We start from the raw sequence: 22320 nt of genomic DNA, 5'->3' as shown, positions 1-22320 counted from the left end.
AAAAAAGAGAAATAAATCAATAGCAAAGAAAAGAAAAAGCCCCAAAGTATGGGGCTTTCAGCTTGATTTAAGTTTTTAGTTGCCAACTATGTTTGTGGGAAATCTCACTACATCTGCTAATGCTTTACTCATTTTGTTTGATAGATTGATTTTCACACTCTTGTTATCAAGAATATCGCTTGTGAACCATTTGTTATAGTTTTGAGTGAAAACACCTGTCGCCATCTCAACGGTGATGTAGTCATTCAAGACTTTGCCCAATTTGGAACCTTTTTGACTCATGATGCCGTAAGGGTCAACACTCAAATGGTCGTCAGTGACTACAAAAGCGTCTTTGTCTGCTCTTGCTTTGATTGCTGAAATCAAAAGAATGTCGTCATAAATCACAATGGCAGGTTTTTGACTTGCTTTCAATTTATCTAAAGCCTCAGTCATATCTTTGACCACTATCTTGTTGTAGTCAGGCTTGACGGTCTTGTTTCCCTCGTTGTTGATGGAAATGAAATCTACTGCTGATGTGCCGTCAATAACAATGGCGTCAATCTTTTGACTTTGCTTTCCAATCAATGTGAAAGAGGTAGAGGGCAACCTTGCAACTCTCATGTGAGAGATATAAGTAGGGATTGAGAAATCCACGTCTAAACGGCGTTTTTCGGTGTTGGTGGTAGCTCCACACTCCAAGTCAATCTTGCCTGCCTTGATTGCCTCGATGCGGTCTTTGGGTGTCACCATGACCCACTCTGTAGTCAAAGGCTTGCCTAACTTTTTCTCAAGGTAAGCAACAAAGTTTTTGCATGTCTCAACGGTTTGACCTGTTGGATTTCCTTGAGCGTCTTTGTAAGACACTGGCACTGCCTTTTCTCTAAAGCCTAATTTGATAGTGCCTGTCTGTGCCACTCTGTCTAAAGAGTCTGCTTGTGCTGCACCTGCTAATAAAGCAAGGGCGATTGTGATTGCTGATTTGGTTTTCATGTCTTGTCTCCTGTTGTTCTTGTTGTGATTATTTGGTGTCCCATTTGAATGATTTCTCTAAAATCAATACACTGCAAAACTTACCTGTGTTCTTGATGACTACTTTCACGTCCTCGGATTTGTAGTTGTTCAAGATAGTGTTTGCGCCTGCTTTGTCGCTAAGACTTGTGCAATCAGATTGGCCTCTCATGCACTGACCAGGTTGCTCCCATACCTCTGTCAATTCGCAAGGTGCTTTAGAAAGCTCTGCTTGTGCTTGAGCTACGGTTAAAGCTGTGTCTGCTGCAAATGCTGAGGTAGCTGTTAAAGCTAAGATAATGCCTAATAATTTACTCATGATTTTCTCCTTTGTTGTTGTGTGAGTAGTTTGTATGCTTTACTCTTGCAAGTCTGACCAAAGGAAAGAATGCAAAGAACATTAAATACATATTGATTGTTGCTTGAACTGTCAAGTCCAAACCAATCGGGCCAAAAAATTGAAAGTTGAAAAGTGCGAATGAACCAATCACTAAAGTGTTTGTGAAATTTCTCCACTTGGATTGATTGCTCTCCTTGACTCCAAATACAACCGCAATTGAGATATAGATTAAGAACAATGCAAGGGTGGTATAGACATAGCCGTTGTTTCCAAAAGCCAAGCCGCCCATAATTGCAAGAGTGTTCCAAATAACTATGTCTTTAATTTTTGGGTGTATCAGTTTCATTTCTTTGCTCCTTTTAATAGTTATACAAAATTGAAAAACAAAATCAAGAGCAAAAACGAACTTTCGATATCATTGATTAAAAAGAAAAGCCCCAAATTGGGGCTTTGTTCATTCTAGGTTTAGAGCATTCAAGAAATCTTTGGCTCTCTGTGTTCGTGGGTTCGCAAAGAACTCGGCTGTTGGTGTGGCCTCCAATAGCAATCCTCCCTTGTCAAAGAAAACTACCCTGTTGGATACATGCTTGGCAAAGCTCATCTCATGGGTCACAACAATCATGGTGGTGCCTTGACGTGCTATGTCCTCCAAGAGTCTCAAGCTGCCTTTGACAAGCTCAGGGTCTAGGGCGCTGGTAGGCTCGTCAAAGAGAATGATTTCAGGGTCCATAGCCAAAGCTCTTGCTACGGCAATACGCTGCTGCTGTCCACCTGATAGCTGACCTGGTAACTTGTCCTTGTGTGCTGTCATGTCCAGTCTCTCAAGTAGTTCTAGAGCCTTGGTGTGTGCCTCGGCCTTGCTGCGGCCTAGAACCTTGACTTGAGCAAGCACCACGTTTTCAAGGGCTGTGTAGTTAGGGAATAGGTCAAATTTCTGAGACACAAAGCCCACTTTCTTTGCAAGCTCCTTGGCTGTGTATGAGCCGATAGCCTTGCCATCTATCTCGATGGTTCCTGCCTGTATAGGCTCCAATCCGTTGATTGCCTTGATAGCTGTTGATTTGCCTGAGCCACTAGGGCCAGCAAAAACCACAACCTCTCCTTTTTGGATTTCTAAGTTGTCAAAGCTCAAAGCTTGAACCTTGCCATAGTATTTTTTGACATTCGTTATTTTTATCATTTGATTTCTCCTTTGGTTATTCTTTTGGCTAACTGTCTTATGGCGACACATGCAATCAAGTAGAACCCTGCTGCAAGCATGATGGCTGTCTCTACCACTCCGTCTCTTTCGCCTATCTGCATGAATGTGGTGAACAAGTCTGTGAGTCCTACGACATAGCACAAAGTTGAGTCATGAAAGATAGCTACTGATTGAGTTGTGATACTTGAAAAGGCATTCTTGAAAGCCTGTGGAATGATGACAAGCAAGTAGGTTTGGATTGTTGAAAAGCCCAAAGCTTTTGCTGCCTCTGTCTGTCCTGGTGGTATTGCATTCATTCCTGAACGAATAATCTCTGCAAAGTAAGCGGCCTCAAACATGGCAAAGCCGATAAGGGTTGCAGGTAGGGCAATGTCTGAATAAATGCCGTTGGCTTTCAAGACTGACATGCCTATCAAGTAAAAGCTTGAGAGAACCACAAGCAAAGGCACTGCTCTAAAAATGTTGATGTAGCTCTTTGCTAGAAAGCTCGCTGTCTTGTTCTTGCTGTTTCTTATGATTGCAAGAATAGTTCCAAGAAATAAGCCTGTTGCTATTCCTGAGAATGTAATCAAGGCTGTAATCTTTAAGCCCTTGCCTAGCAATCCTAATGATTGAATAAATACTGATATATCAAAGTCCATTGCATCTCCGTTGTTGTTGTTATTTAGTTATACAAAATACAAAAACAAAATCAAGAGCAAAAGCAATGAACAATAAAAAAACCACTCATTTCTGAGTGGTTCTTTCAAGCCATCCTGCAATAACAAACCTTGAAAGTATTGCACTGACGCTTGACCCTAATTTATGCAAACTTTGTCTTTTCTGTTGATCTCATAATCGCAAGTAAAGTGAAATTGATGACTAAGTAACCAAAAAGGACAAGGAAAAAAGGCTCATAGACTACTGCTGTGAATTCGTTCAATTGCTTGCAGCGATAGAACAACTCTGCAAGGCCAATGGTTCCTGCGATAGAGGAATTTTTGACGGTGCTTAAGAGCTCGTTCACAAGGGCCGGCATGCTGTTCTTGATAGCCTGTGGAATGAGGATGAGGGTGTAGCTCTGCAAGGTAGAGAACCCCAAGGCTCTCGCTGCCTGTGCCTGGCTGTCTGCAAGGGCTTGTATGCCTGAATAGACGTGGCCTGACACTCTGCAACCCATGAAAAAGCCCAAGGCTCCTATGGCTGCGGTAAGGCTCAAGGCAAGGGGTGATGCTGTCTCTGCGAACTTGGGTGCCACCAGGGCAGGCAAGACAAAGTAGAAAAAGAACATCTGCACCTTGAGAGGGATAGAACTGAAAAACTCAAAGACGGCTGTAGCTGCCCATGAGAGAGGTCCTGTGCGGGTTCTCAATGCCCCTATGACGACTCCAAGCACCAAAGCAAGGGCATAGGCGCCAAGGCTCACTAGGGCGGTGTAGCCCATGCCTGACAAAATCCAGTCAAGGTAAGTTTGGCTCTCTCCTGAGCCTACGTGTTGGGTTAAAAAATCAAAATTCATACTGTCTCCGTTGTTGTTGGTCTAGTTGTGAAAAAAGGGCTTTCGCCCTTTCTTTATTTGTTGTCAGCGATGTCGCGTTTGGATTCTGCTGATAAGCCGTCGCCAAAGTATTGTTTAGAGTATTTCTCTAAGGTGCCGTTGGTGTATAAGCCTTTGACAGTTGCTTTCACTTTGTTTGTGAAATCTTGGTCTTTCGCAGGAGATACGATGCCTAACTTGTCGTTTTCCTTGATTTTTGTTTCCTCCAAAATCACAAAGTCTTTGGAGTTTTTCTGTTTTGCGATTTCACCAATCAAGATTGCTTTGTTGGTTATGATTGCGTCAATACGCTTTTGTTTAAGCAATAAGAATAATGCATCGTAGTTCTGAGCTTTTTGTAAGTTGGAGTCAGTGATTTCAACGCCTTTGTCAGTAAAGAACTGTCTGATGTTTTTCTCGCCACTGAAACTTGCAACCATTCCAACTCTTGCTTTGGATAAATCGTTTAAGTCTTTGATGGATGTTCCTGCTTTGCCTGCTGCTAAGATAGAGTCAGTAAAGTGAATAGAGTAGTTCGCAACTGCTAATTTTTCAGCATTGTAAGAACTGCCTGCACATTCCAAATCAATAACGCCTGAGTCAAGCAATGTATAACGTGTGGATGTATCTACCTCTTTGTATTCAATAGTCAATGGCTTTTTCAAGTCTTTGGACAATGAACTAACAATGTCTTTGCAGATTGCTACTGCATAGCCGTCATAGTCTCCACTGCCTTTGACAGATGAAAATGGTGCAGAGCTTGCGCGAACACCTAAAACGACTTTGCCAGATTCATTGATCTTGTCTAAGGTTGTGCCTGCATAAGCATTCACAGATAAGATTGCAGCTAAAGCTAATAATGTTTTTTTCATGTTTTCTTTTTCCTTTGTAGTTAAGTTGTTATCTAGTTATACAAAAAAGAAAAAGAAAATCAAGAGCAAATCAAAAGAAATACAAAAAAGAAAAGCCCCTTGAGTGAGGCTTTGTTTATTTGACGTATTGAACGGGTAGGGTTGCTAAGATTTCTATGGCCTTAATAGGGGTTGCGAAAAGGGCATAGGTTGGGAAATTAAAGAACTGTATGAGTGTTCTTGCGTTGTGGTCATAGCCAAACAAGAACCAATAAATAAAAGTCATTGTCAAGGCATAGAAAGCAAAGATTGCTTTGTCATTTGTCTCTGCCATTTGCACTCTTACCTTGGCAAAGTAGGTATCTCGCTCATTGTCGGTCTTGAGTCCAACGACTTTCAGAAAATATGAAAGATACAAGCCCACGTAGCTCAATCCATATAAGGCGACATAGCAAGGTGCTATGAATGGCAAGAGGATGAATTTTTTTGTCAAAGCATTCTTTAAATGCCAAACGATTTCTTTTTTTGTTTCTGCTTTCATGGTTGTTCTCCGTTGTTCTATATTTATCTTATTAAATAGAACGAGAAAAACAAGCTTTGCAAGTCAAATATTTGAAATTCGATATCAACCAAAAGCAGGGTTCATGCGTTATATAAGAGAAAGCTAGGAAAGTGGACTTGACTTTGTCCGTGATGTACGCGATAACTAGTGCATATACATTTTTCAAAGGAGAGAGAAAATGATTGATAAGAGCGTGAGTCGTGGTGTTGCCGGGGGCGTTGCCCTTGGTGGATTGGCCCTTGGTGCCGTGGTCAGCAATGTGGCAGGCTTGCCGCAAGAGAGCCGCATCAAGTTCGTCAAGGCTGTTGTGTTCGCTGTGGTGGCCTTGCTTGCCGCTGTCAGTGGTGTGGTGACTCTTGGGCTGTTGAGTGAGCTTGCAAGTGTTCCTGCTGCCGAAAAAGGATTTGTCGTAGGTGCTGCAATCTTTTTTGCTTTGCCTGCTGTTGGTGTATTTGCTTTCGTTCTGAAAAAGTTGGTTCGCAAGTAAGCCAAAACAATCTCTCTCCTTGAATTGAGCCTCTGTAGAAATACAGGGGCTTTTTTTCGTCTATTGATTTTGTATTTCTGTTTGCTATTGTTGACTCATAAGAAAAAGAAAAAGGAGTCATCATGGCATATCAAAAAAAGAACAAGAAATTTGTCTCAGTCGCAAAGAACCACATAGAACAACCTACTGACCATCATCTAGCCTTGACAGAAAAAGTCATTGAGTCAATGGAGAATGCTGGAAAGTGGAGCAAGCCTTGGTTTGTGTGCCCCCTCTTGCCTAGAAACGCATTGACAGGAAAGAACTATCAGGGGTGCAACCTCATATCCCTCATGACTGCGGGACATGACAATCCATACTTTGCAACCTATCTGCAATTCAAAGAGCTTGAGGGGGAAAGACAAGCTGCTCACAAATCCCTCATCGGCTTGCAATCCAAGTTTGAGGCTGGCGAGTTGCCTGCTGTGGATTACATGAGAGAAAAGCAAAAGGCTGAGGCAGTCTTTGAAAAACTAGAAAAGCTTGGCATGTTAGATAGAGACAAGCCTATCCACGTCAAGGCAGGCGAGAAAGGCAGTGCCGTTTTCAAGGCTGTGAAATTCAGCTACTTGGACAAGGCTGCTGAGGGTGCAGGGGATGCAGTAGAGGTAGACGGCGAAAACGTCAGCGTCAAAACCTACATGCGCAATGTCTATGCAGGCACGGTGTTCAACATCAACCAGGTGGCGAACATGCGAGCTCCAAACGTCCCCACATACGACTTTGAGCCTCATGCTGAGGCAGAGCTACATGCACAAGCCATGATGGCTAAAACCGGCCTCAAGATTGAACACAATGACGGTGGCCGTGCTTACTACTCCGTGGCCGATCACAAGGTCGTCATGCCTCGTCAAGACAAGTTCAAGCCTGGTGCCTACTACGACACTTTGAACCATGAGCTAGGACACTCCACCGGCCCCGCGCTCGGTCGTGACTTGTCAGGCAAGTTCGGCTCTGCCTCCTATGCGTTTGAGGAATTGGTAGCTGAACTCACAAGCGTGTTTATGGCGGCAGAGCTTGGCATTCCTCATGACCCTGCCACCCATGAGAACCACGCCGCCTACATGAAATCCTGGGCAACTGCCATGAAAGCAGACAAGAACATGATTTTCAAAGCCGCTGCAAAAGCTCAACAATCCACCGACTACCAAAACTTTGTGCGCAACGAACACAAGCTTGACCTTGGCCTTATCAAAGAGAACACAAAAACATTAGCCCCATTGATAGCAGAAAAAAGCAAGGTGTTGAAAAAAGATAAATCACTTGCCATGAGCATGTGAGCAAAGAAAAAGCCCCAAATCTGGGGCTTTGTTATTTATCTCCTTTGTCGCCTTTCTTTGGCTTGAGAACTGGACCATAGCTTTTATTGGTTAGTTTGTTCAAGGCTCTTGCCTCTGCCATGTTTCTCGGTTTCTCCATGATTGGCGGGATTGGTAGCTCAAGCACCTCAGTCACATAAGCTCTGTTTTTGTCGTAGAACTCTTGCTTAATATTGGAACTCTCAGGCTTGTTCACCGCAATATAGATAAGCTGCTGATCTCTTTGCAATGAGGTTGTCAAATCCATATAGAGACTTGGATTGACTGACAAAGCAATGACTGCAATGTGTTGGTGGTAGTTGAACTGTGTTGCACTCAATAGCTCAGGTCTGTATTTCGCAAGCATGACAATCATGTTGTTGTCAGGATGATTGATAACCTCTTGGGGAAAGAACTTGACGGCTCTTGGATTGAGCTTGAATGCAGTCTTGAAAAATTCAGGCGTTCTTAATTTTTCAGGCACATATTGAAAGTTGTCCTCATTCTGAGCCACTGCAAACATAGCCACATTGAAATCACTCTTGACTGCGTTTGACCTGGTTGAATAGGGGAAATATGAGTCAATGCGCTGTGGTCTGTAAATCTCATAGTCAGGGTCCTCAAGCATTCTCATCGCTTGTTCTGTTCTGTCTCTGTATTCAGCAAGCAATCCATTGTTTGAAAAGAATGCTTGGTATCTGTAGAACTCGTCTTGATCGTCGGTCATTTCGTATGTTTTCATTCGTTGCTCCATAGTCGTGCTATTGTGTATTTGGCAGGTATTTCATAGCCTGGATTTCCTAGAATTCCTGCTATCTGCGACATGATTAATATTCCAAAAGCAAGGCCATAGAAAAATCCTTTCTCCCATGCCGTGGCTGTGCTGATAAGTCGTTCGTCTTTCGTCATCTTGTTCTCCTTGGTATCTATTACTTATACAAAATAGAAAAAAGAAATCAAGAGCAAGATAAAAGAAAAGCCCCTTTCGGGGCCTTGTTTTACATTGCCATTGATTGGCCTTGATTTCTTGTCTGTGTTTGCTTTGGTGCGTAGTCATTGATTTTTGACACTTTAAAATCATTGCCCCAAGCTATGTGCTTTTTGACTCCTTGCAAAATCTCTTGAGGTTTGCCGTCCACCTCAATGGTTTTCAAGTTGCCATGCTTGATTTGAAAGTAGCCTCTGACGGCGCTTTGCTTGTCTGCATAGTCTTGAGGTTGTAGGTGTAAATCACTTGTCTTGATAAGACGTGCATACATGACGCCGTTGTGAGAACCGTCTACGGCTGCAATCAAGTGTTTGCCAATCTTGCATATCTCTGCATTGATAAAGTGTGGCTTGACCTCTTTGCCGCCTGCCTCGTTTTGAACCACCTTGAAAGCATTGCCCATGACTGCAAGTTTGTCGGTGCCTGCAATGCTCTTAAAGTAAGCCATAGCCTCGTTTTTCTCAGTCAAGTATTCAGTGTTGATTGCTCTTGCCTGGTCAATGGCTTTGCCAAGCCTTGGCAGAGTTTCAGGGGTCAAGTCTGCACTGTTGAATGCAAGAGTTCTGACCTGTAATTTCTCTTTTTCAAAAAGCTTGTTGCTGTCGTCTGCATCGGAATAGCCATGATCTCTGAATTTCATGCCTATTGCATTTTCATTAAACAGGAAATTGATTTCCTTGCGGGTTGGAAAAGTGACTACGATATGACCATTCTTGCTTTCTACATTGATTCCGTCTTTATTGACAATATCAATGCCTTGGTCTTTTTCTTTGCGTCTTTCAATTGCTGCGGGTGTTTCTGTCTCTTGAGAAACCTTACCTTGCATTAAGGCTTGTTCCTGCATTGGTTGTTCGCCTAATTCTTTGACGGCCTCAACAACTTTATCTACTACTTTCTTTGCTCTTGATGTTTTTTTCTCTGCCATGACTTTCTCCTTATAATTATTCTAAGACTGACATCAAAACTTTTAGCGTCCAAAAAGAACTTGTCAAGGGCCAAAAGAGATCGTGATTGAAAAAATGACCTCTCAGAATCGCTCAGGACGCGACAAAAGAGAGTGGGGAACGGGTAGGGCTTAGAAATGGCTCAAATGCGCCTATGAGGCTAAAAAGCCCCTTGCGGGGCATTTGTCTTTAAACTCTTAATTTCCTGTTCTGAATTCTTTCTTTTATGTCTGTAGGTGTGATTTCCTCAATCGCATCTATGTCGTCTGAAAGAATAAGGAACATTAGATTTTCAAAATCAATGTTTTTAGTGTCCTCAAGTATTTCTTGAATAACTTTCTTGAGATTTTGATTGCGTGAAATCTCTTTGAATTGGCTTTGCTCGTCTGCATGAGCCTTGAACATCAAAGCTGAGAGTGCAAGTGCCTTTTTCTTTTTTGCTGCTGCCTTGATGGCTGCGTCAAAGTTCTCTGCTCCGTAGTCAATCAATAGCTCTACAACGTCCTTGTGGCCTGCTTGTGCTGCCATTTTCAAAGCCTTGGATTTGTCGGCTGTTGGCTCTGCTCCTGCTTTCAAAAGCATTTGAACGGTCATGTAGTCGCCTTGGTGTGAGGCAACTGATAAGGCATGGCCGTTGCGTGCATTCACATCAACGTCTTTCTCAATCAATCGCTCAATGGTTTCGTGGTCTTGTATTCCTATTGCTAAAAAGAATTTGTCCTCATAGTGGTTCATGGTGTCTCCTTGTTGTTGTTCTTATCTTATTAAATAGAAAGTGAAAAGCAAGGATTTGTCATGAACTCGATATCATTGGACAAAGAAAAAGCCCCTTTCGGGGCTGCTCAGATTTTCATTGAAAAGCCTTTTGTTTTCTTGGCCTGTCTTGGTGGATATTTATTTTGTAGTTGTTTGTTCAAGGTTCGCTTTGCAATCAAATGCTCAACTGTTTTTAAGCAATCTTTTTCTCTCATCCAATCAAGACTCTCCTGTGTAGGTGTGAGGTCATGCTTAATAATCGCTACCTCAAGAACCTTGTCATAGCCCTTGATTGCTGCCTGACGAAAAGCATAGTCGCCTGATGCATGAAAGTTGGCTCCATTCTCAAGTAATAGGTCTGTGATTTCAGGCATGTTCCCTATGACTGAGTTTTTAACTGCGGCGTCATCAAAGTAATGAACATCGAAACCAATATCAATTAGCTTTTGGACTACTGCCGAACTTGCCTTATCAATCTCGCTTTTATCTGTCGCAAGTTTCAAAGCATTTGGCAACTCGTCTCTGAACTGTTCCTTAGCTCCATTCGGCTCTAATAAAATATCAAGCATTGCAGGCTTTCCAAAGAACAACGCGGATCTCATTGGTTTGCATCTTGAGACTGTGGGATTGGCTCCTGCGTCAATGAGCAATCTTGCCATTTCATAGTTATCCAAAATAACGGCTGTGTATAGAACATTGCCGTCTTTGTGGTCTATGTCTGCACCTTGTTTTAAATACTCTTTCACTTGTTCGGGCTTGTTGTCTCTCACTGATACATAAAGCTGATCGTTTAGTTCTTGTTGGTTCATGCTGTCTCCTGTTTTTGTATAAATCATTTATACGAAATCTATAAATAAAATCAAGAGCATGGACAGAGAAAAACCCCTTTCGGGGTTTCTTAGTTCATTGTGAGTGTTGGGCCTTTTGTTCTGACTGGCTTTTTGTCCATCTCCAACTTGATAGGAACTGACTGCTTGAATATGTCCTTTTCTCCAAGGTCATGAACCATTGTGCAGTTGCCGCGTTGGTCAAAATGGAATGTTCGCTTGATTCCGTCTTTCAAGTCGCCTCCATAAAAATCGTCCTTGGATAGCCCTAGCTTTTCCTTGACTCGTTCTGCTCGATCAACGGTGTCTCTAAAGTCTCCGTCTGCGAACTTGAGAACTCTGTTGGTAGGAAAGCTCACAAGGACTTGCTTGTCTGTGGCCTCGTCTATCTTGCGCACTGAGATGAAATATTTGCCTACGGCTGTGAGCTCGCCGTCCATGCTGACGGTTCTACCTGTTTCAGCCTTGGGGACTGCCTCCTTGATAGGCTGCTCTCCTGTGAATTTCCAAGCGTTCTGATAGCCCAATAGGTCAATCTCATGCAGGATTTCAGAGTTGGTCTTTCTCGCATGGACCAGGGCCATGCCTACCTGTTCATGAGTCTTGCTGTTGGCTAGAGCCTCAAGAGGGACAAAGATTTGAATGTCCTTGACGGTCTGTGACGCATCAAGAGGCTGAACCTTGCCCATGATTTGACCTGGCTTGTTGTTGCCGACAAGTGGAAAGTAGTTGTCGTAGCGGTCGGGCATTTGAATGATGTAGCCCTCGTCATTGTGTTTGATTGACACGCCGTCTTTCACTCCAAGCTCTAGCATGTTGCGTTTGAATAGAGGTCTTTTCCTTTCTTGTGTAGTTGATTGAACTTGCATCTGATTTCTCCTTGTTATGTCTTATATACATACCAAATTGAAATCTAAAATCAAGAGCAAGCCGCCATAGAAAAAGCCCCAATCAAGGGGCTTTGTTCATTCGCTTTCTGTGTTTCTTTTTCGCTCTATGATGTGAGTAATAGATAGAGTTATTGCCATAATTATGTAAAAGGCAAAGTCGTATTCATTGACATGGCTCAAAAGCATTGGCTCTAGAAAAATCATGACTATGCAAAAGCCAATTGCTCCATAAGTTAGGATGTTGTTTTTGCTGCTCATGATTAACCTATCACACAATATTTCATCATTTGGCCGTTTGGCATTTTCATGCTTTCCTCATGCTGCCCGTCTTTGCATGAACCTTGAACTCTAGGAACCTCCACTTTTGGGGCCACTGTGGCAGGTGCTTGAGTGGTCGGTGTTGGTGTTGGTTTCTTTGGCTCAGGGGTATCAATAGGAACTTTCTTGCAAAGACTTGTTGAGCCTATGCACTGAGTCTTAAATTGCTGTTCCTCCATTGAATAGCTCACTGTCTTGCCGTCAATGGTTTGTTTGACCTCTGGAACAAAGCCTTTGTCTGCAAGCTGCTCAATCTCGTTGTGGAACTCGTCTTGAGTAGCTACTTGAGACTCTGCTGACTTGCTTGTGTCTATGTTGAATCCTGCTGTTTTCGCTGTAGCTGCAAAGCCTGTAGGTGCTGTAGCTTTTCCAAGCAAGTAGCGGTATTGCTGAGGGTCTACAAACAAAGCTCCCATGTATAACTTGCTGCGGGTGTCATACATCTGCTTGAAAGAACCATCGGGATACTTGATTTTGTAGCCGTATTCAATGTGTGAGACTACGGCTTGACCGTTGGCCTCAGTTGGACTGTTCGCATAGGTTTGAACTGCTTTAATCAAGCCTTTGTATTTGGCTGCGCCGCCCGGTCCTACTTTCTCAACGTGATAGACCAAAACACCTCTTTGGTGCTCCTGCAACTTGTTCCAGGTGGATTGCCCAAAAAGTCTGACGGCAGGGGCCTCAAAGGTAGGGCGCATTGCCTCGGCAACTGCTGTGGCCTGTGCGGGTGTGATTTCTATGCCTGCGGGAACAGGTCCTTGCATGCGGCCATTGATCGCCACAATGCTCTTAATCATTGGCTCTGCTATGCCTGCCTTGCTTGCCCATGCGCGGTTGTTGGCTGCACTCTGAAAGCTCATGTTCCATCCGTTGCCCACGGCGAACCCTTGACCTACGTCGCTGTATGGGCGAGCTCTAAAGCCCTCCACCTTGGACACGATTGAGGTGTAAGGTCTGCCTGCCTCAAATTCAGTGATTGCCACCTGGCCGGAAATGCTCGCATCGGTGCGTGGATAGCTCCCTGCACGCTTGCTAGAGGTTGGCTGAGGGGTAGAGCTACCTGTCTGCTCTGAGGTGCTTGTAGGGGCCGCGGTTGCTTGAGGTGCTGCTTTCTTGTCCTGCTGCACGTTGTCAAGCATGTCTAAAGCACTTGTTTCCTCTTTCTTGTCGTTGCAACCTGCTAAAAAAAGCAATGCGACTGATAAAGCAAGGATTGTTTTGTTTGATTTCATGTTATCTCCTTTGTTGTATTTATAGTTATACAAAAAAGAAAAATAAAATCAAGAGCAATGAGCGATAGATAAAAGAAAAGCCCCTAAAGAGGGGCTTTGTCTTTTGTGTTTTGATTTAAACATCGTTGAATTCGGGGTCAACTCCGTATAGTGTTGCAATGTCTTTGACCCACATGCCGCCGCGTTTGAAAATGCAAACTGCATGCTGAGGTAAATCAAGTTCATTGAACATGTCATCACTCAATAATTTTGCATATTCTTGTTTCTCGTCTTTGCTGTAGGTAGAGAAATAATGAACATGTCTGCCCACTGTGTTCATGACCAATGAAAGAGGGGTAAGAACAAGGAACTTGACTAAGCTGCCTGCTGCACTGAACAAGCCGGTTGCTCCTGGAATGCCTTTTTTCTGTTCGTCATAGACATTGAATTCAATGTCTGTTCTGAATTTCTTGAACATCTTTGCGTCAGGGTGGGTAGGGTCAAATTCAGGTCTGCTTACTAAGTCTTGTGCTGTCTCTCTGAAAGCAATAGCTTTACCTGCTGGTGTATTGACTCTCACTACCTTGACTGTTCCTGCTTGTTGCTGCATTAATTCATCAGCGGTCTTGTCAGCAGTTTTCAAAGATACGAATGAGGCAAAGTTTGCAAACAAGTAGTCAGCAGTTGCAGTGTTAGAAATTTTTGAGCGAATAGCTGAGACTGTTTGACTTGCTGCCAAGTTGTAGCAACCACGTGAGCGGTCTTTTGGTATGTTGTTCAAGTCGTCAGTCTCAGAGAATAAGTCTTGAAACTCGTCTTGCACCATCAAGATTTCAGTGTTGTTGCTGTCGTTTCTCCAAGTGTTGTCTCTGTTTGCAATGCCGTTTCTGACGGATGCCTTTATCAACTGAGTCACAAAAGCGCCTGCAATGCCAAATCTTTCAGGTGGCAATGCAACCCCAATCTTTTTGCCTTTCAATACGTCAAGCACATTGATAGATGAGGTTTCACTGTTGGCCCATCTGATAATGTTTTCCTCTTGCAAGACGGCTTGCATGTAGCCTTGAGCGTTCTTTAAGTATTTCATTGCGAACTCTTGGCGTTCCTCTGAAAGCTCGCCCTCAATACTCAATATCAATTGCTCAATACGTGGGTCAGTTCCAAAGTCAGGATGGTAAGTCAAGGCTTGTGCAAGCATGTTGCCTCTGCCTGGAACGAACTCTTGAATGCCCTTTTTCTCAATCCACTGACCAGGCTCAAGCATGGTGCTCATCAAGTTGTAGCGATACATGTAGCTCCACTTGAAATCCCATGATTTAGCAATGATTGGGTCAGCCTCAACAATGTCTCTCAAGAATTGGTGTGCCAATGCAGCGTTATAGACAAGCTCTAAGCCTGCTCTTGCAAAGTCAGCGTTTGGACCCTCCATTTTCACGTTGTTGATTGTTTGCATAATGGATGTGAATTTGGTTGCATTCACGCCCTCTACTAAGCAAAAGTTTTCGACGGTGCTTGGGTGAACGATAAGGTCAAGAATCTTTCTGCATTCAAAAGCCAACTCGCCTTTGCCGTCTAATAAAAGCATGCCAATGTTCTTGCCCATTTTTTTGCAAGCAAGGTATGCCTCTTTGATGGCTTTTCTAAGTGCGTAGGATTTGCCTGTGCCTGGTTTGCCCATGTAGAACATGTGTTGAGCCAAGTCACTGAAATTGACGCCAATCTCTGTGCCTGCATCTGGACACTCAAAAGCTCCTTTTCTTTGGAAAGTGCCTGTTGCCTTAGCCAATTTCAAGAATGGTGCTTTGGCGTCGTCTTTGATTGCTTGAGTGATTTGTCTCTTTAACTTGTCAAACAATTTGTCATCGTCGCCCAAAGTGTTGGTGTGGTATCTAGATTGCTCAAGCAATGCATTAGCTCTGCCTTTCTTGGCTAAGTAGTTGCCAAGATAAATGACGGCGGCAGGCAACAAGAAAGTAGCTGCCCCAATCAAGGTGTTAGAGCCTCCGAATGTCTGACTTGCGTATGCTGCACCTCCTGCTAACAAGGTGCCTATCAAAAGCTCGCCAAAGTTCGCTCCAACAAGGCGATAGATTCCTAAACCAATCAAGCCTGCAACCATTGGCGCGGTCATGCTTGTCGCAAGAGTCGCGGTTGTAATGACTCCTGCAAGCATCAAAGCAAGTGGAATGGTTTTAATGCCTGCCTCGGCTCCAAAAGTCCAATCCTCTGCCAAAGTCAAGCCACTGATTGCCATGCCATTTTTTGAGCGAATGGTTCTTACCTGAGATTTGCGTAAGTCAGCAGGGGTCAAAGGACTTGTAAATAAAGCGCCTGGGCTTTTGATTTCGTCCATCCATGCAAATGCTTTGTCATGAAAGCCGTCATAGTCCAAGCCTGCTCCAAATGGGCTGACTCTGCTCAATGCTGCTGTAGTTTTGTTGAAAAGGGCGTCTGTGGTTCCTTTCAATTGTGTTGGTGCTAATTTCATGTTCATGTCTCCTGTTGTTGTGTTATTTCTTGTTGATTTCTAACTCTCTGGCTTTCAATGCGTTTTTCTGTTCTAAGAATTGAGAGTCAGTGATTTGTCCTGCTTTGTATTTCGCTACTAATGCCTCAGCGTCTTTTTTAAGTGTCTCTATCGCAGTAGCTTTTTGCTCTTGTTCAAATTTCTCTTGGTCGCCACTTGCCTTGATTTGATTGACAACATAGTTGTAGCCGTTGTGAACCTTGGTGCCTGTCCATGCCATGCCGCCAAATGCCAAGCCAAAAATCAAAAACCAAAATGCAATGCGTTTTTGTATGCTGTCTCTTTGCTCCAATATGAGCTTGTTCACATGCAAAATGTATTTGTCATTCATTGCTATGGTCTTTGGATGAAAGTGGCCTCTGAACACTGTCAAGCGGTCTTTAGGCAAATACCAAACATAGTCAGGCAAGTTTTTGTCAGCAGGATTTGCAACTAAGGTAGAGCCAAGCCAAAAAGAGACTCTTGAGCCAAAGCTTGCAAGGTTTGTGTGAGTGTTGCTGTTATCTCTCGCCCACTTGATATAGCCCTCATTGAAAAATTCACGGCTGTTGCGTGGGTCTGCCTGGTTCAATAGCTCTGTCTGTTGGTTTAAGTGGGGCAACTGCTCCAAGCCAATTGCTACGTCTTTCTTTATCTCGTCGCTTACAAGGTGGTCAACGTCCTCTTTCTTTACCTCGTCAGGTGTTGGGTCCACGGTCTTTGAAATGCTTTTTACCAAGTCGGCAATAGAGGGTCTGAATGCCTTACCCTCATATTTATTGCCTGTCTTTTTCTCTAAGAATGGCTCAGATTGTTTTTGTGGTTGTGTCATTGCTGTCTCCTGTTGTTGTGATTATTTTTCGTTAAAGAAATCGCCGTTTAGCAAATCCTCGTCTGAAATGTCGTCTGTGGTTGGTTGAGGTGCTACTACCTCTTTTTTCTTGGTTCCTTTGAACTCGTAAATTTCAGCCTCGTTCAATTCAGAGACAAGTTGGTCTTTGTATTCGTCGCACTTTGCTTTTTGTTCGTCAGAGTAGGTCTTGAAATCTATTGCCTTGTTGTTCTCGTCTCTTAAACGAACAATCAAGATAAATCCATGATCGCCCTCAAAGATATAAGCCATGTAGCCCTCTTTGATATTGGCTAAGAAAATCTTATCTACGTTCTTGCCGATTTCGCATTCAATGTTGTTTGCGTTTAATTCGGTTGCTAATTTCTTTAAAGTTAGTTTTGCCATTTATTTTCTCCTTTGTAATTGATGGTCTTGATTTTGTTTTTAAATTTTGTATATTCAAGTTATACAAAAAGATTTATCAAAAATCAATAGACAAACAGGAGAAAAAATAAAAATGGACAATCAAAGATTAACAAAGCAGGTGTTTGCAAACTTGCACGATGTATTAGCAAGTCTGCCTGAGAGGGAAAGATTTGAATTTCTCAAGTATTTAGAAAAGCATGAGATTATTGGCAATCAAACCTTAGAGCCTATTATTCTTATTCAATACAATGCTGCTTTATATGCTGATGCAGTAGCAGGGCAGATGAAAGATAGTGCTGAGGAAATTGCTCAAAGAGTTCAAGGTGTGATTGCTGCCTTTGAGGGGTTCCGTCAAGAGCTTGAGAATGCTATTGAAAGCAAGGTCAATCAAGCCATTGATAAGCTAAACACTGCCGTAGGTGCCACTGTTCAATCAACCAATGAGCAAGTGGCAAAACTCAATACAACTACCGTCAATCTTGTAGACAATGTTTCCTCTTACATTGATAGTGCAGTCTCAAAAATGCTCCAACAAGTAGCTGACGAAAAATACAACAGTGTCATGGATATTAAGAATGCAGTTGAGGCTATCAAGAAAGAGCTTGAGGTTGAGTTGCAAAAAATGTTGGTTGAGGTTGGTGTCAATATCATCAAGGACGAATTAAAGAAAAGTGTTAAAGAGCCAATCGGCCATCACTTGAATAAATATCTTGAGCATGTGAAAAAGAAAACTGCCAACTTAGACAATGCCGTTGAGTCCAATGACTTGTTCAGCATTAAAAGATTGGTCAGAGATTTTGTTGTGTTTGGTGGAGCTATCTTGGTGTTCAAGCTATTGCATTTCATTTAAAGCATTCCACCCAAAGAAAAAGCCCCTTGTCAGGGGCTTTCTTTTTTACATGGTTCGCATTGCTTTGATTTTTCTCTCAATCTGTCTGGTCTTTGGTGACTTGATAATCTTGATTGAGCTATCGGTTTTGATTGCATTTCTTATCTCTTGATTTCTCTGCATGGCTGCAACGATTGCGTCTCTGCTCATTCTTTGTGGTGAGCTTGGGTCTTGGTCATTGCTTGCATAGACGTGTTTCCATGTCTTGCCTTGTCTGTGTGCAGAATAGTCTTTGAAAAGATTGTGTAGTTCCTTTTCGTCCTGCTTTGTCACATATCCAAGGTTCGGAACACTGTCTAAAAACTCATTCTTGAAATACTGAGGTGCTTTGGAGATTTCTTTTTTCTCATGGTAGTCAAAGAATGCTTTCTCAAACTTGTGCTTGAGATTCATTTGCTCTACCTCTTTGTCAGTCGCATTGAAAGGCATCAATTTCTTTTCAGACTCATGAGCCTCGTTCATTGCCTGCCTTGCAGGTTGAAAGCTGTTTAACCACTCTTGCACATCGTTCTTTTCAATGGCCTTGGCTCTGTGTTCCTGTGCTGTCTTTCCTGCAAAACCAAAATTTCTTACCTTGTCAAAGTAGTTCACAAGCTCGCGGGAGTTTCCTGAGACATTGAATTTTTCCTTGCCTGTTTCCTCCATCATGGCCTCATAGCTAAGGCTCTTGTCGTTTGGAGACATGGTGCGGTATTCAGTGATAGTCCCAAAGCCTTGGTTTCTCAAAATGAAATTGGCGTCGGCCATGAAAGTTGACGCCTCCTGTGTCGCTGCAAGCATTTCCGCAGTGATAGAGCTTGATTGCTCTGTGTCCTGCTTGGTCATAGGGGTTGTTGGCTCTGTCACTGCTGCAACCTGTTCCTTGGCCGCTGTAGGTGCCTTTTGAGAGGCTGTAGGGCTTGGGGTAGGTGTCTCTGTGCCGTGGGTGGATCTCATGGCCCCAATGACTCCTTGAGCTCGTGCCTTGCTGAAAGCTGTAGGGGCAGGCTCAACGGGGAAATTGTCCTCAAAGCTGTAGTTCTGCACCTGGTAGTCAATCGCTGCCATCACGTCCTTGGTGTCTTGGTCAAGGGTTGGCGCCGCAACAGGTCCAGCAGGCTCTAGGAAAGGGTCAAGCTCCTGTGTAGGGGTAGAGGTGGTCAAGCCGCCCATAGCGTTGAACTCGTCCCATGTAGAGGTGTGCTTGGCTGCGAACTCGTCAGCAGTCATGACCTGGCCATCTGCTTTCAAGAACTGTGCTGCTACCTGCGCATGCTCTTGGTAAGGAATGTCCTTGGCGTGCTGTGTCGCCTCGGCGTCTGCACCAAATCTAGCGGTGTAGCTCTGAACTACCTCTTTGCCAATGTGTTCGGCCACGTGGCTTGCTACGACATTTGTTTGAGCCTCAAATAATGATGACCACTCTTTTTCTCTTTGTTCATACTGAGAGGCCAACGCTTGCTTTTCCTTTTGGAACTGCTTGGTAAGTTTTTCCTCCTGTTCTTTTAATAGTCTATCCAATAACTCTTGGAATTCATTTTTGGTTTCCATATTGTCTCCTTTGATGTATAAATTTAATATACAAAAAACAAAGACAAAATCAAGTGTTGAGAAAAGAAAAAGCCCCAATCAAGGGGCTTTATTTAGGTGGTTTCTTTCTCTTTCTTAAGAGCCAATCCTGTGTATGAATTGTTGTAGCGTTTCTTTTGTTCAAAGGCTGCTTTTTCATAAAGGTTCGTTGTCTTGACTCTTTTTTGACTGGAGGCCAAAAGCTCCCAAAGCTGTCTTAAGGCATTGATGGCATGTGAGTCAGTCATGAGCTCAATCACTTTGTCTTTAACCATGTCTCCCTCAAGGGAGTCCTCTTGCTCGTCATGACTTGGGGTGATGTCGTATTCTTTGGCAAATTTTCTGTTCAAGGTGGTTTCTGTGTCATAGCTAGGCATGTCAACCGGCTCACTGTCCATTGGTGGCAAGTCGTCTAAGTCTGCATACTCCTGAGCAAGCTCCTTGTATTTGTCGGCTATGTTTGGTGTTGTTGCCAAAGGCTGAGGCTCTTTTCCTTTTGCTATGGCAGTTGCAGCAAGTAGAACTCTTGATGTGTCTTTGATTCTGTTGTGCTGCTGACTTGCTCTAATAAATGATGGATAAACATCGCCTATGTGGTCGTATTCCTTTCTCAAGAAATACAAGTCCTTTGCGCCAGTAGGAATGCAAAGATATTTAATGTAAGGGTCCTCGTTGCGTAGCTTGCTAGTGAGTTCAGTAGCCACCATTGCTTTGCCAACGTGCTCTTGCCAATTACCTGAGTAAGAAACATCGCCATTGCTTGCAGTGCTTTGTGAAAGGTGGAATTTCTCAATCTTTTTGTCACCAAAACCGTTGATCCAAGAATTGATATTCTCGTCCAATGGTGCGCCTGCAAGAATTTGAGTGCCAACGGTTCCTCTCCATCCTGCTATGGTTTCTTTTCCATAGATACGCTCTGCCTCGGGTATGGTTTGGGTCAACATGCTCAAGCCCCATCCATATTTTCGGCCTTGCTGAATTGGAGCTTGCATGACTGGATTTCCTGTGTGGTCGTCAATGCGCCCTACACTTTGAAACTCGTCCAAAAAGAAATTTCCAACAGGGACTTTCTTATCTCCATAAAGCTCAGGCTCCTTAATGAAATTCATAAGGTAAGCAAGCACATTGGCGGTTATTCCCAAAGCCATACGTTCCTCAGACAAGCTAGGTCTAATGATGATTGTCTTGATTGGATAGTCCTTTTCAGTCATGAACCTATACAAGCTGATTTGCTTACTTGTGGGCTTGTTCCAAAAGCGGGCTAAGTCCATGAAATATTCCATGAATGAAATCATGTTAATCATAATGCCGCTGACGGTTTGGTTCTGCTCAATGCCCTCGTCTGTGAGCTCGCCCACAAGTCTTGTCGCATGTGGATAGAACTTATCAACGATGTAGGCAATCTGCTCGTCGCTCAATTGCACGGCGTCTGCAACGTCTTGGAATGTGGTGTCGTCTCCGTATGTCTCTTTCAAGAATAGGAACAAGGCTGTATTGACCATTCTCGCTGCATTGGCCCACATAGGATCTTTGCCTGCTGAGGGGATAACACTTGCCACAAATTTTGTAATCATGCCGATACCTTTTAAGTCCTGCATGAATGTCCAAACATGTGAGCGAGCATCCAAAGGGTCTATCAATGCGATACTTGGGTCGTTCTCATTGAACAAATACTTTGTCCACTCACTGCCTGGGTCAAGAATGACCGTTTTCAATCCTCTTGCAATAGAGGCGTCTATCAAAGGCTTTGCTATCTGAGACTTACCGGCGCCGGAATTTCCGACGATGAATGAGTGTGTTCTACGTAAAGATTCAGGGTAATAGACGCCCTCGCCAATCTCAGCAAAGCGGGTGTATTCCTCGGCAAAAATTTTGTAGTCAGGCGCAAAGTGTTTGCTGATTTCTCTTGCTGCTGCCTCTGCCTCATAAACTTTGGCTCCCTCTTTCTCAATAATGAATTCAGTTCTGAATAGGAAACGGTGTGAGTTGCAGAAAGCGATATAGCCTGCCAAAGCCGTAGTAGCTGCAATCAAGATGAATCTCAACCAAAGCAGATAGGTCAAGCCTGCTTGACTCATGAGACTCATGTAGTAGCTATAGCCCATGATGTCAGGGTATTTCTCATAAAGCTGCTCAGGTGTCAGTCTTGAATGCAACGGGGTTGTGAGCTTGAATACTCCAAGCTTTATCCATGCAGGCACATGAGTCTCAAGGCTTGAGTCAATGTGTAGCTCTTGGCCGTTGTAGACCGTGTTCAATGGTGTTGGTGTCTCAAAGTATGGAACGTCAATTTTCCATATCAATGCAGATGACAAAAACAAGGCTGCAATCGTTGCCCCTGCTGTCATGCCCCAAGTGATTTCTGAGTAGCGGCGAAACATGCCAGGTGTTGGCAATGCTTTCATGGGTCTTAATGCCCACTCCTTTCTAATCTTGTCTGGTGTGAGAGTTGGCTTGTAAAACAATGCCTTGACTATCTTGTTCTCTCTGAATTTCTGTAGTGCTTTCATGAATTCCTCTTTTAGTTGTTGTTGTCGGAATGAAAAAAATGGTTGTAGCCGTTTGACTTACAACCATCTCTATCTTGGTTTGTTCAAGCATTGCTTGAGGTAGTTGCCTGCCATCTTAAATTCCAAAGAAAGCTTTTACTTTGCTCAAGACGGTTGCTTTTGGTGCTACTGATTCCTCTGCTGCGATTGGCATTTCTCCTAAGCCCCAATATGCTCTTGCTAAGTCGGTGTGTTCCTCATAGTCGCCTGGGATTTCAGAATTTAATGCTGCTATGTATGCGTCGTGTGCTGCGTTGAATTCAATGTCTGATACGTTGGTGTTTAATATGGTTGTCATTTTGACTCTCCTGTTTTCTGTTGTATTAATATACTTATACAAAATAGAAAAAGG

Annotated in this window: 24 protein-coding genes; 3 read left to right on the top strand and 21 right to left on the bottom strand. The window is 43.4% G+C overall.

Annotated features, from left to right (window positions below; genetic code table 11):
• Window positions 1-75: 75 nt before the first annotated feature.
• The 8 genes from ACX36O_RS07715 to ACX36O_RS07680 all read right to left on the bottom strand — a co-directional run bounded on the left by ACX36O_RS07715 (window position 76) and on the right by ACX36O_RS07680 (window position 5439).
• On the bottom strand, window positions 76-972 hold the full coding sequence (locus tag ACX36O_RS07715) for a transporter substrate-binding domain-containing protein (protein WP_488359632.1): 897 nt from the start codon (window positions 970-972) through the stop codon (window positions 76-78).
• Window positions 973-1000: 28 nt separating this feature from the next.
• A complete protein-coding gene (locus tag ACX36O_RS07710; RefSeq protein ID WP_488359631.1) occupies window positions 1001-1309 on the bottom strand; it encodes a hypothetical protein in 309 nt (102 codons plus the stop codon).
• A complete protein-coding gene (locus tag ACX36O_RS07705; RefSeq protein ID WP_488359630.1) occupies window positions 1302-1676 on the bottom strand; it encodes a hypothetical protein in 375 nt (124 codons plus the stop codon). Before ACX36O_RS07705 ends, ACX36O_RS07710 begins: the two co-directional genes overlap by 8 nt.
• Window positions 1677-1784: 108 nt before the next feature.
• On the bottom strand, window positions 1785-2510 hold the full coding sequence (locus tag ACX36O_RS07700) for an amino acid ABC transporter ATP-binding protein (protein WP_488359629.1): 726 nt from the start codon (window positions 2508-2510) through the stop codon (window positions 1785-1787).
• Window positions 2507-3172, bottom strand: a complete 666-nt coding sequence (locus ACX36O_RS07695) for an amino acid ABC transporter permease (RefSeq protein WP_488359628.1) — start codon at window positions 3170-3172, stop codon at window positions 2507-2509. The genes ACX36O_RS07700 and ACX36O_RS07695 overlap by 4 nt, the downstream gene beginning before the upstream one ends.
• A gap of 161 nt (window positions 3173-3333) precedes the next feature.
• Window positions 3334-4029, bottom strand: coding sequence for an amino acid ABC transporter permease (locus tag ACX36O_RS07690; protein ID WP_488359627.1), 696 nt, complete (start codon window positions 4027-4029; stop codon window positions 3334-3336).
• A 53-nt stretch (window positions 4030-4082) separates the two neighbouring features.
• Window positions 4083-4919, bottom strand: coding sequence for a transporter substrate-binding domain-containing protein (locus ACX36O_RS07685; RefSeq protein WP_241170417.1), 837 nt, complete (start codon window positions 4917-4919; stop codon window positions 4083-4085).
• Window positions 4920-5034: 115 nt separating this feature from the next.
• Window positions 5035-5439 (bottom strand): hypothetical protein, encoded by a 405-nt coding sequence (locus tag ACX36O_RS07680; RefSeq protein ID WP_488359626.1) that lies wholly within the window; start codon window positions 5437-5439, stop codon window positions 5035-5037.
• A gap of 199 nt (window positions 5440-5638) precedes the next feature.
• On the opposite strand from ACX36O_RS07680, the gene ACX36O_RS07675 reads away from it, so the two are divergent.
• The gene (locus ACX36O_RS07675) at window positions 5639-5947 is read left to right on the top strand and encodes a hypothetical protein (protein ID WP_488359625.1); all 309 of its coding nucleotides are present in this window, start codon (window positions 5639-5641) and stop codon (window positions 5945-5947) included.
• A 122-nt stretch (window positions 5948-6069) separates the two neighbouring features.
• Complete coding sequence (locus ACX36O_RS07670; RefSeq protein WP_488359624.1) at window positions 6070-7266, top strand: ArdC family protein; 1197 nt, start codon at window positions 6070-6072, stop codon at window positions 7264-7266.
• Window positions 7267-7297: 31 nt separating this feature from the next.
• On the opposite strand, the gene ACX36O_RS07665 is transcribed toward ACX36O_RS07670, so the two are convergent.
• The 10 genes from ACX36O_RS07665 to ACX36O_RS07620 all read right to left on the bottom strand — a co-directional run bounded on the left by ACX36O_RS07665 (window position 7298) and on the right by ACX36O_RS07620 (window position 16961).
• On the bottom strand, window positions 7298-8026 hold the full coding sequence (locus ACX36O_RS07665) for a DUF4116 domain-containing protein (RefSeq protein ID WP_241170410.1): 729 nt from the start codon (window positions 8024-8026) through the stop codon (window positions 7298-7300).
• Window positions 8023-8193, bottom strand: a complete 171-nt coding sequence (locus ACX36O_RS07660; RefSeq protein WP_488359623.1) for a hypothetical protein — start codon at window positions 8191-8193, stop codon at window positions 8023-8025. The genes ACX36O_RS07665 and ACX36O_RS07660 overlap by 4 nt, the downstream gene beginning before the upstream one ends.
• 89 nt (window positions 8194-8282) lie before the next feature.
• Window positions 8283-9197, bottom strand: coding sequence for a hypothetical protein (locus ACX36O_RS07655; protein WP_488359622.1), 915 nt, complete (start codon window positions 9195-9197; stop codon window positions 8283-8285).
• 208 nt (window positions 9198-9405) lie between these two features.
• Complete coding sequence (locus ACX36O_RS07650; RefSeq protein WP_488359621.1) at window positions 9406-9951, bottom strand: hypothetical protein; 546 nt, start codon at window positions 9949-9951, stop codon at window positions 9406-9408.
• 107 nt (window positions 9952-10058) lie between these two features.
• Window positions 10059-10781 carry an ankyrin repeat domain-containing protein gene (locus tag ACX36O_RS07645; protein WP_488359620.1) on the bottom strand — a complete coding sequence of 241 codons (723 nt, stop codon included), beginning with the start codon at window positions 10779-10781 and terminating at the stop codon, window positions 10059-10061.
• Window positions 10782-10870: 89 nt separating this feature from the next.
• A complete protein-coding gene (locus ACX36O_RS07640; RefSeq protein WP_488359619.1) occupies window positions 10871-11668 on the bottom strand; it encodes a hypothetical protein in 798 nt (265 codons plus the stop codon).
• 281 nt (window positions 11669-11949) lie between these two features.
• Window positions 11950-13239 (bottom strand): hypothetical protein, encoded by a 1290-nt coding sequence (locus ACX36O_RS07635; protein WP_488359618.1) that lies wholly within the window; start codon window positions 13237-13239, stop codon window positions 11950-11952.
• A 115-nt stretch (window positions 13240-13354) separates the two neighbouring features.
• Window positions 13355-15706 carry a hypothetical protein gene (locus ACX36O_RS07630; RefSeq protein WP_488359617.1) on the bottom strand — a complete coding sequence of 784 codons (2352 nt, stop codon included), beginning with the start codon at window positions 15704-15706 and terminating at the stop codon, window positions 13355-13357.
• Between the two features lie 22 nt (window positions 15707-15728).
• Window positions 15729-16556, bottom strand: a complete 828-nt coding sequence (locus tag ACX36O_RS07625) for a hypothetical protein (protein ID WP_488359616.1) — start codon at window positions 16554-16556, stop codon at window positions 15729-15731.
• 21 nt (window positions 16557-16577) lie between these two features.
• Window positions 16578-16961: a hypothetical protein gene (locus tag ACX36O_RS07620; protein WP_241170393.1), complete on the bottom strand. Its 384-nt coding sequence runs from the start codon at window positions 16959-16961 to the stop codon at window positions 16578-16580.
• A gap of 46 nt (window positions 16962-17007) precedes the next feature.
• On the opposite strand from ACX36O_RS07620, the gene ACX36O_RS07615 reads away from it, so the two are divergent.
• Window positions 17008-17832, top strand: coding sequence for a hypothetical protein (locus ACX36O_RS07615; protein ID WP_488359615.1), 825 nt, complete (start codon window positions 17008-17010; stop codon window positions 17830-17832).
• 45 nt (window positions 17833-17877) lie between these two features.
• On the opposite strand, the gene ACX36O_RS07610 is transcribed toward ACX36O_RS07615, so the two are convergent.
• From ACX36O_RS07610 to ACX36O_RS07600, 3 genes are all read right to left on the bottom strand, one after another.
• Complete coding sequence (locus ACX36O_RS07610) at window positions 17878-19401, bottom strand: hypothetical protein (RefSeq protein ID WP_488359614.1); 1524 nt, start codon at window positions 19399-19401, stop codon at window positions 17878-17880.
• A 92-nt stretch (window positions 19402-19493) separates the two neighbouring features.
• Entirely contained in the window at window positions 19494-21929 is a 2436-nt protein-coding gene (locus tag ACX36O_RS07605; RefSeq protein WP_488359613.1) for a type IV secretory system conjugative DNA transfer family protein, read from the bottom strand.
• A 115-nt stretch (window positions 21930-22044) separates the two neighbouring features.
• A complete protein-coding gene (locus ACX36O_RS07600; protein WP_241170389.1) occupies window positions 22045-22266 on the bottom strand; it encodes a hypothetical protein in 222 nt (73 codons plus the stop codon).
• Window positions 22267-22320 lie beyond the last annotated feature (54 nt).

Source organism: Brachymonas sp. KE5 (assembly GCF_057773645.1).
Note: the sequence above shows the minus strand (reverse complement) of the source record. Positions and strands in the feature narration are given on the sequence as shown.

What these genes read in the sequence shown, in the direction of transcription:
- ACX36O_RS07685 (WP_241170417.1), bottom strand. Translation starts at nt 4,919, where the DNA reads ATGAAAAAAACATTATTAGCTTTAGCTGCAATCTTATCTGTGAATGCT.
- ACX36O_RS07680 (WP_488359626.1), bottom strand. Translation starts at nt 5,439, where the DNA reads ATGAAAGCAGAAACAAAAAAAGAAATCGTTTGGCATTTAAAGAATGCT.
- ACX36O_RS07635 (WP_488359618.1), bottom strand. Translation starts at nt 13,239, where the DNA reads ATGAAATCAAACAAAACAATCCTTGCTTTATCAGTCGCATTGCTTTTT.
- ACX36O_RS07610 (WP_488359614.1), bottom strand. Translation starts at nt 19,401, where the DNA reads ATGGAAACCAAAAATGAATTCCAAGAGTTATTGGATAGACTATTAAAA.
- ACX36O_RS07600 (WP_241170389.1), bottom strand. Translation starts at nt 22,266, where the DNA reads ATGACAACCATATTAAACACCAACGTATCAGACATTGAATTCAACGCA.
- ACX36O_RS07700 (WP_488359629.1), bottom strand. Translation starts at nt 2,510, where the DNA reads ATGATAAAAATAACGAATGTCAAAAAATACTATGGCAAGGTTCAAGCT.
- ACX36O_RS07620 (WP_241170393.1), bottom strand. Translation starts at nt 16,961, where the DNA reads ATGGCAAAACTAACTTTAAAGAAATTAGCAACCGAATTAAACGCAAAC.
- ACX36O_RS07630 (WP_488359617.1), bottom strand. Translation starts at nt 15,706, where the DNA reads ATGAAATTAGCACCAACACAATTGAAAGGAACCACAGACGCCCTTTTC.
- ACX36O_RS07660 (WP_488359623.1), bottom strand. Translation starts at nt 8,193, where the DNA reads ATGACGAAAGACGAACGACTTATCAGCACAGCCACGGCATGGGAGAAA.
- ACX36O_RS07645 (WP_488359620.1), bottom strand. Translation starts at nt 10,781, where the DNA reads ATGAACCAACAAGAACTAAACGATCAGCTTTATGTATCAGTGAGAGAC.
- ACX36O_RS07675 (WP_488359625.1), top strand. Translation starts at nt 5,639, where the DNA reads ATGATTGATAAGAGCGTGAGTCGTGGTGTTGCCGGGGGCGTTGCCCTT.
- ACX36O_RS07605 (WP_488359613.1), bottom strand. Translation starts at nt 21,929, where the DNA reads ATGAAAGCACTACAGAAATTCAGAGAGAACAAGATAGTCAAGGCATTG.
- ACX36O_RS07640 (WP_488359619.1), bottom strand. Translation starts at nt 11,668, where the DNA reads ATGCAAGTTCAATCAACTACACAAGAAAGGAAAAGACCTCTATTCAAA.
- ACX36O_RS07690 (WP_488359627.1), bottom strand. Translation starts at nt 4,029, where the DNA reads ATGAATTTTGATTTTTTAACCCAACACGTAGGCTCAGGAGAGAGCCAA.
- ACX36O_RS07715 (WP_488359632.1), bottom strand. Translation starts at nt 972, where the DNA reads ATGAAAACCAAATCAGCAATCACAATCGCCCTTGCTTTATTAGCAGGT.
- ACX36O_RS07665 (WP_241170410.1), bottom strand. Translation starts at nt 8,026, where the DNA reads ATGAAAACATACGAAATGACCGACGATCAAGACGAGTTCTACAGATAC.
- ACX36O_RS07695 (WP_488359628.1), bottom strand. Translation starts at nt 3,172, where the DNA reads ATGGACTTTGATATATCAGTATTTATTCAATCATTAGGATTGCTAGGC.
- ACX36O_RS07655 (WP_488359622.1), bottom strand. Translation starts at nt 9,197, where the DNA reads ATGGCAGAGAAAAAAACATCAAGAGCAAAGAAAGTAGTAGATAAAGTT.
- ACX36O_RS07710 (WP_488359631.1), bottom strand. Translation starts at nt 1,309, where the DNA reads ATGAGTAAATTATTAGGCATTATCTTAGCTTTAACAGCTACCTCAGCA.
- ACX36O_RS07670 (WP_488359624.1), top strand. Translation starts at nt 6,070, where the DNA reads ATGGCATATCAAAAAAAGAACAAGAAATTTGTCTCAGTCGCAAAGAAC.
- ACX36O_RS07705 (WP_488359630.1), bottom strand. Translation starts at nt 1,676, where the DNA reads ATGAAACTGATACACCCAAAAATTAAAGACATAGTTATTTGGAACACT.
- ACX36O_RS07625 (WP_488359616.1), bottom strand. Translation starts at nt 16,556, where the DNA reads ATGACACAACCACAAAAACAATCTGAGCCATTCTTAGAGAAAAAGACA.
- ACX36O_RS07650 (WP_488359621.1), bottom strand. Translation starts at nt 9,951, where the DNA reads ATGAACCACTATGAGGACAAATTCTTTTTAGCAATAGGAATACAAGAC.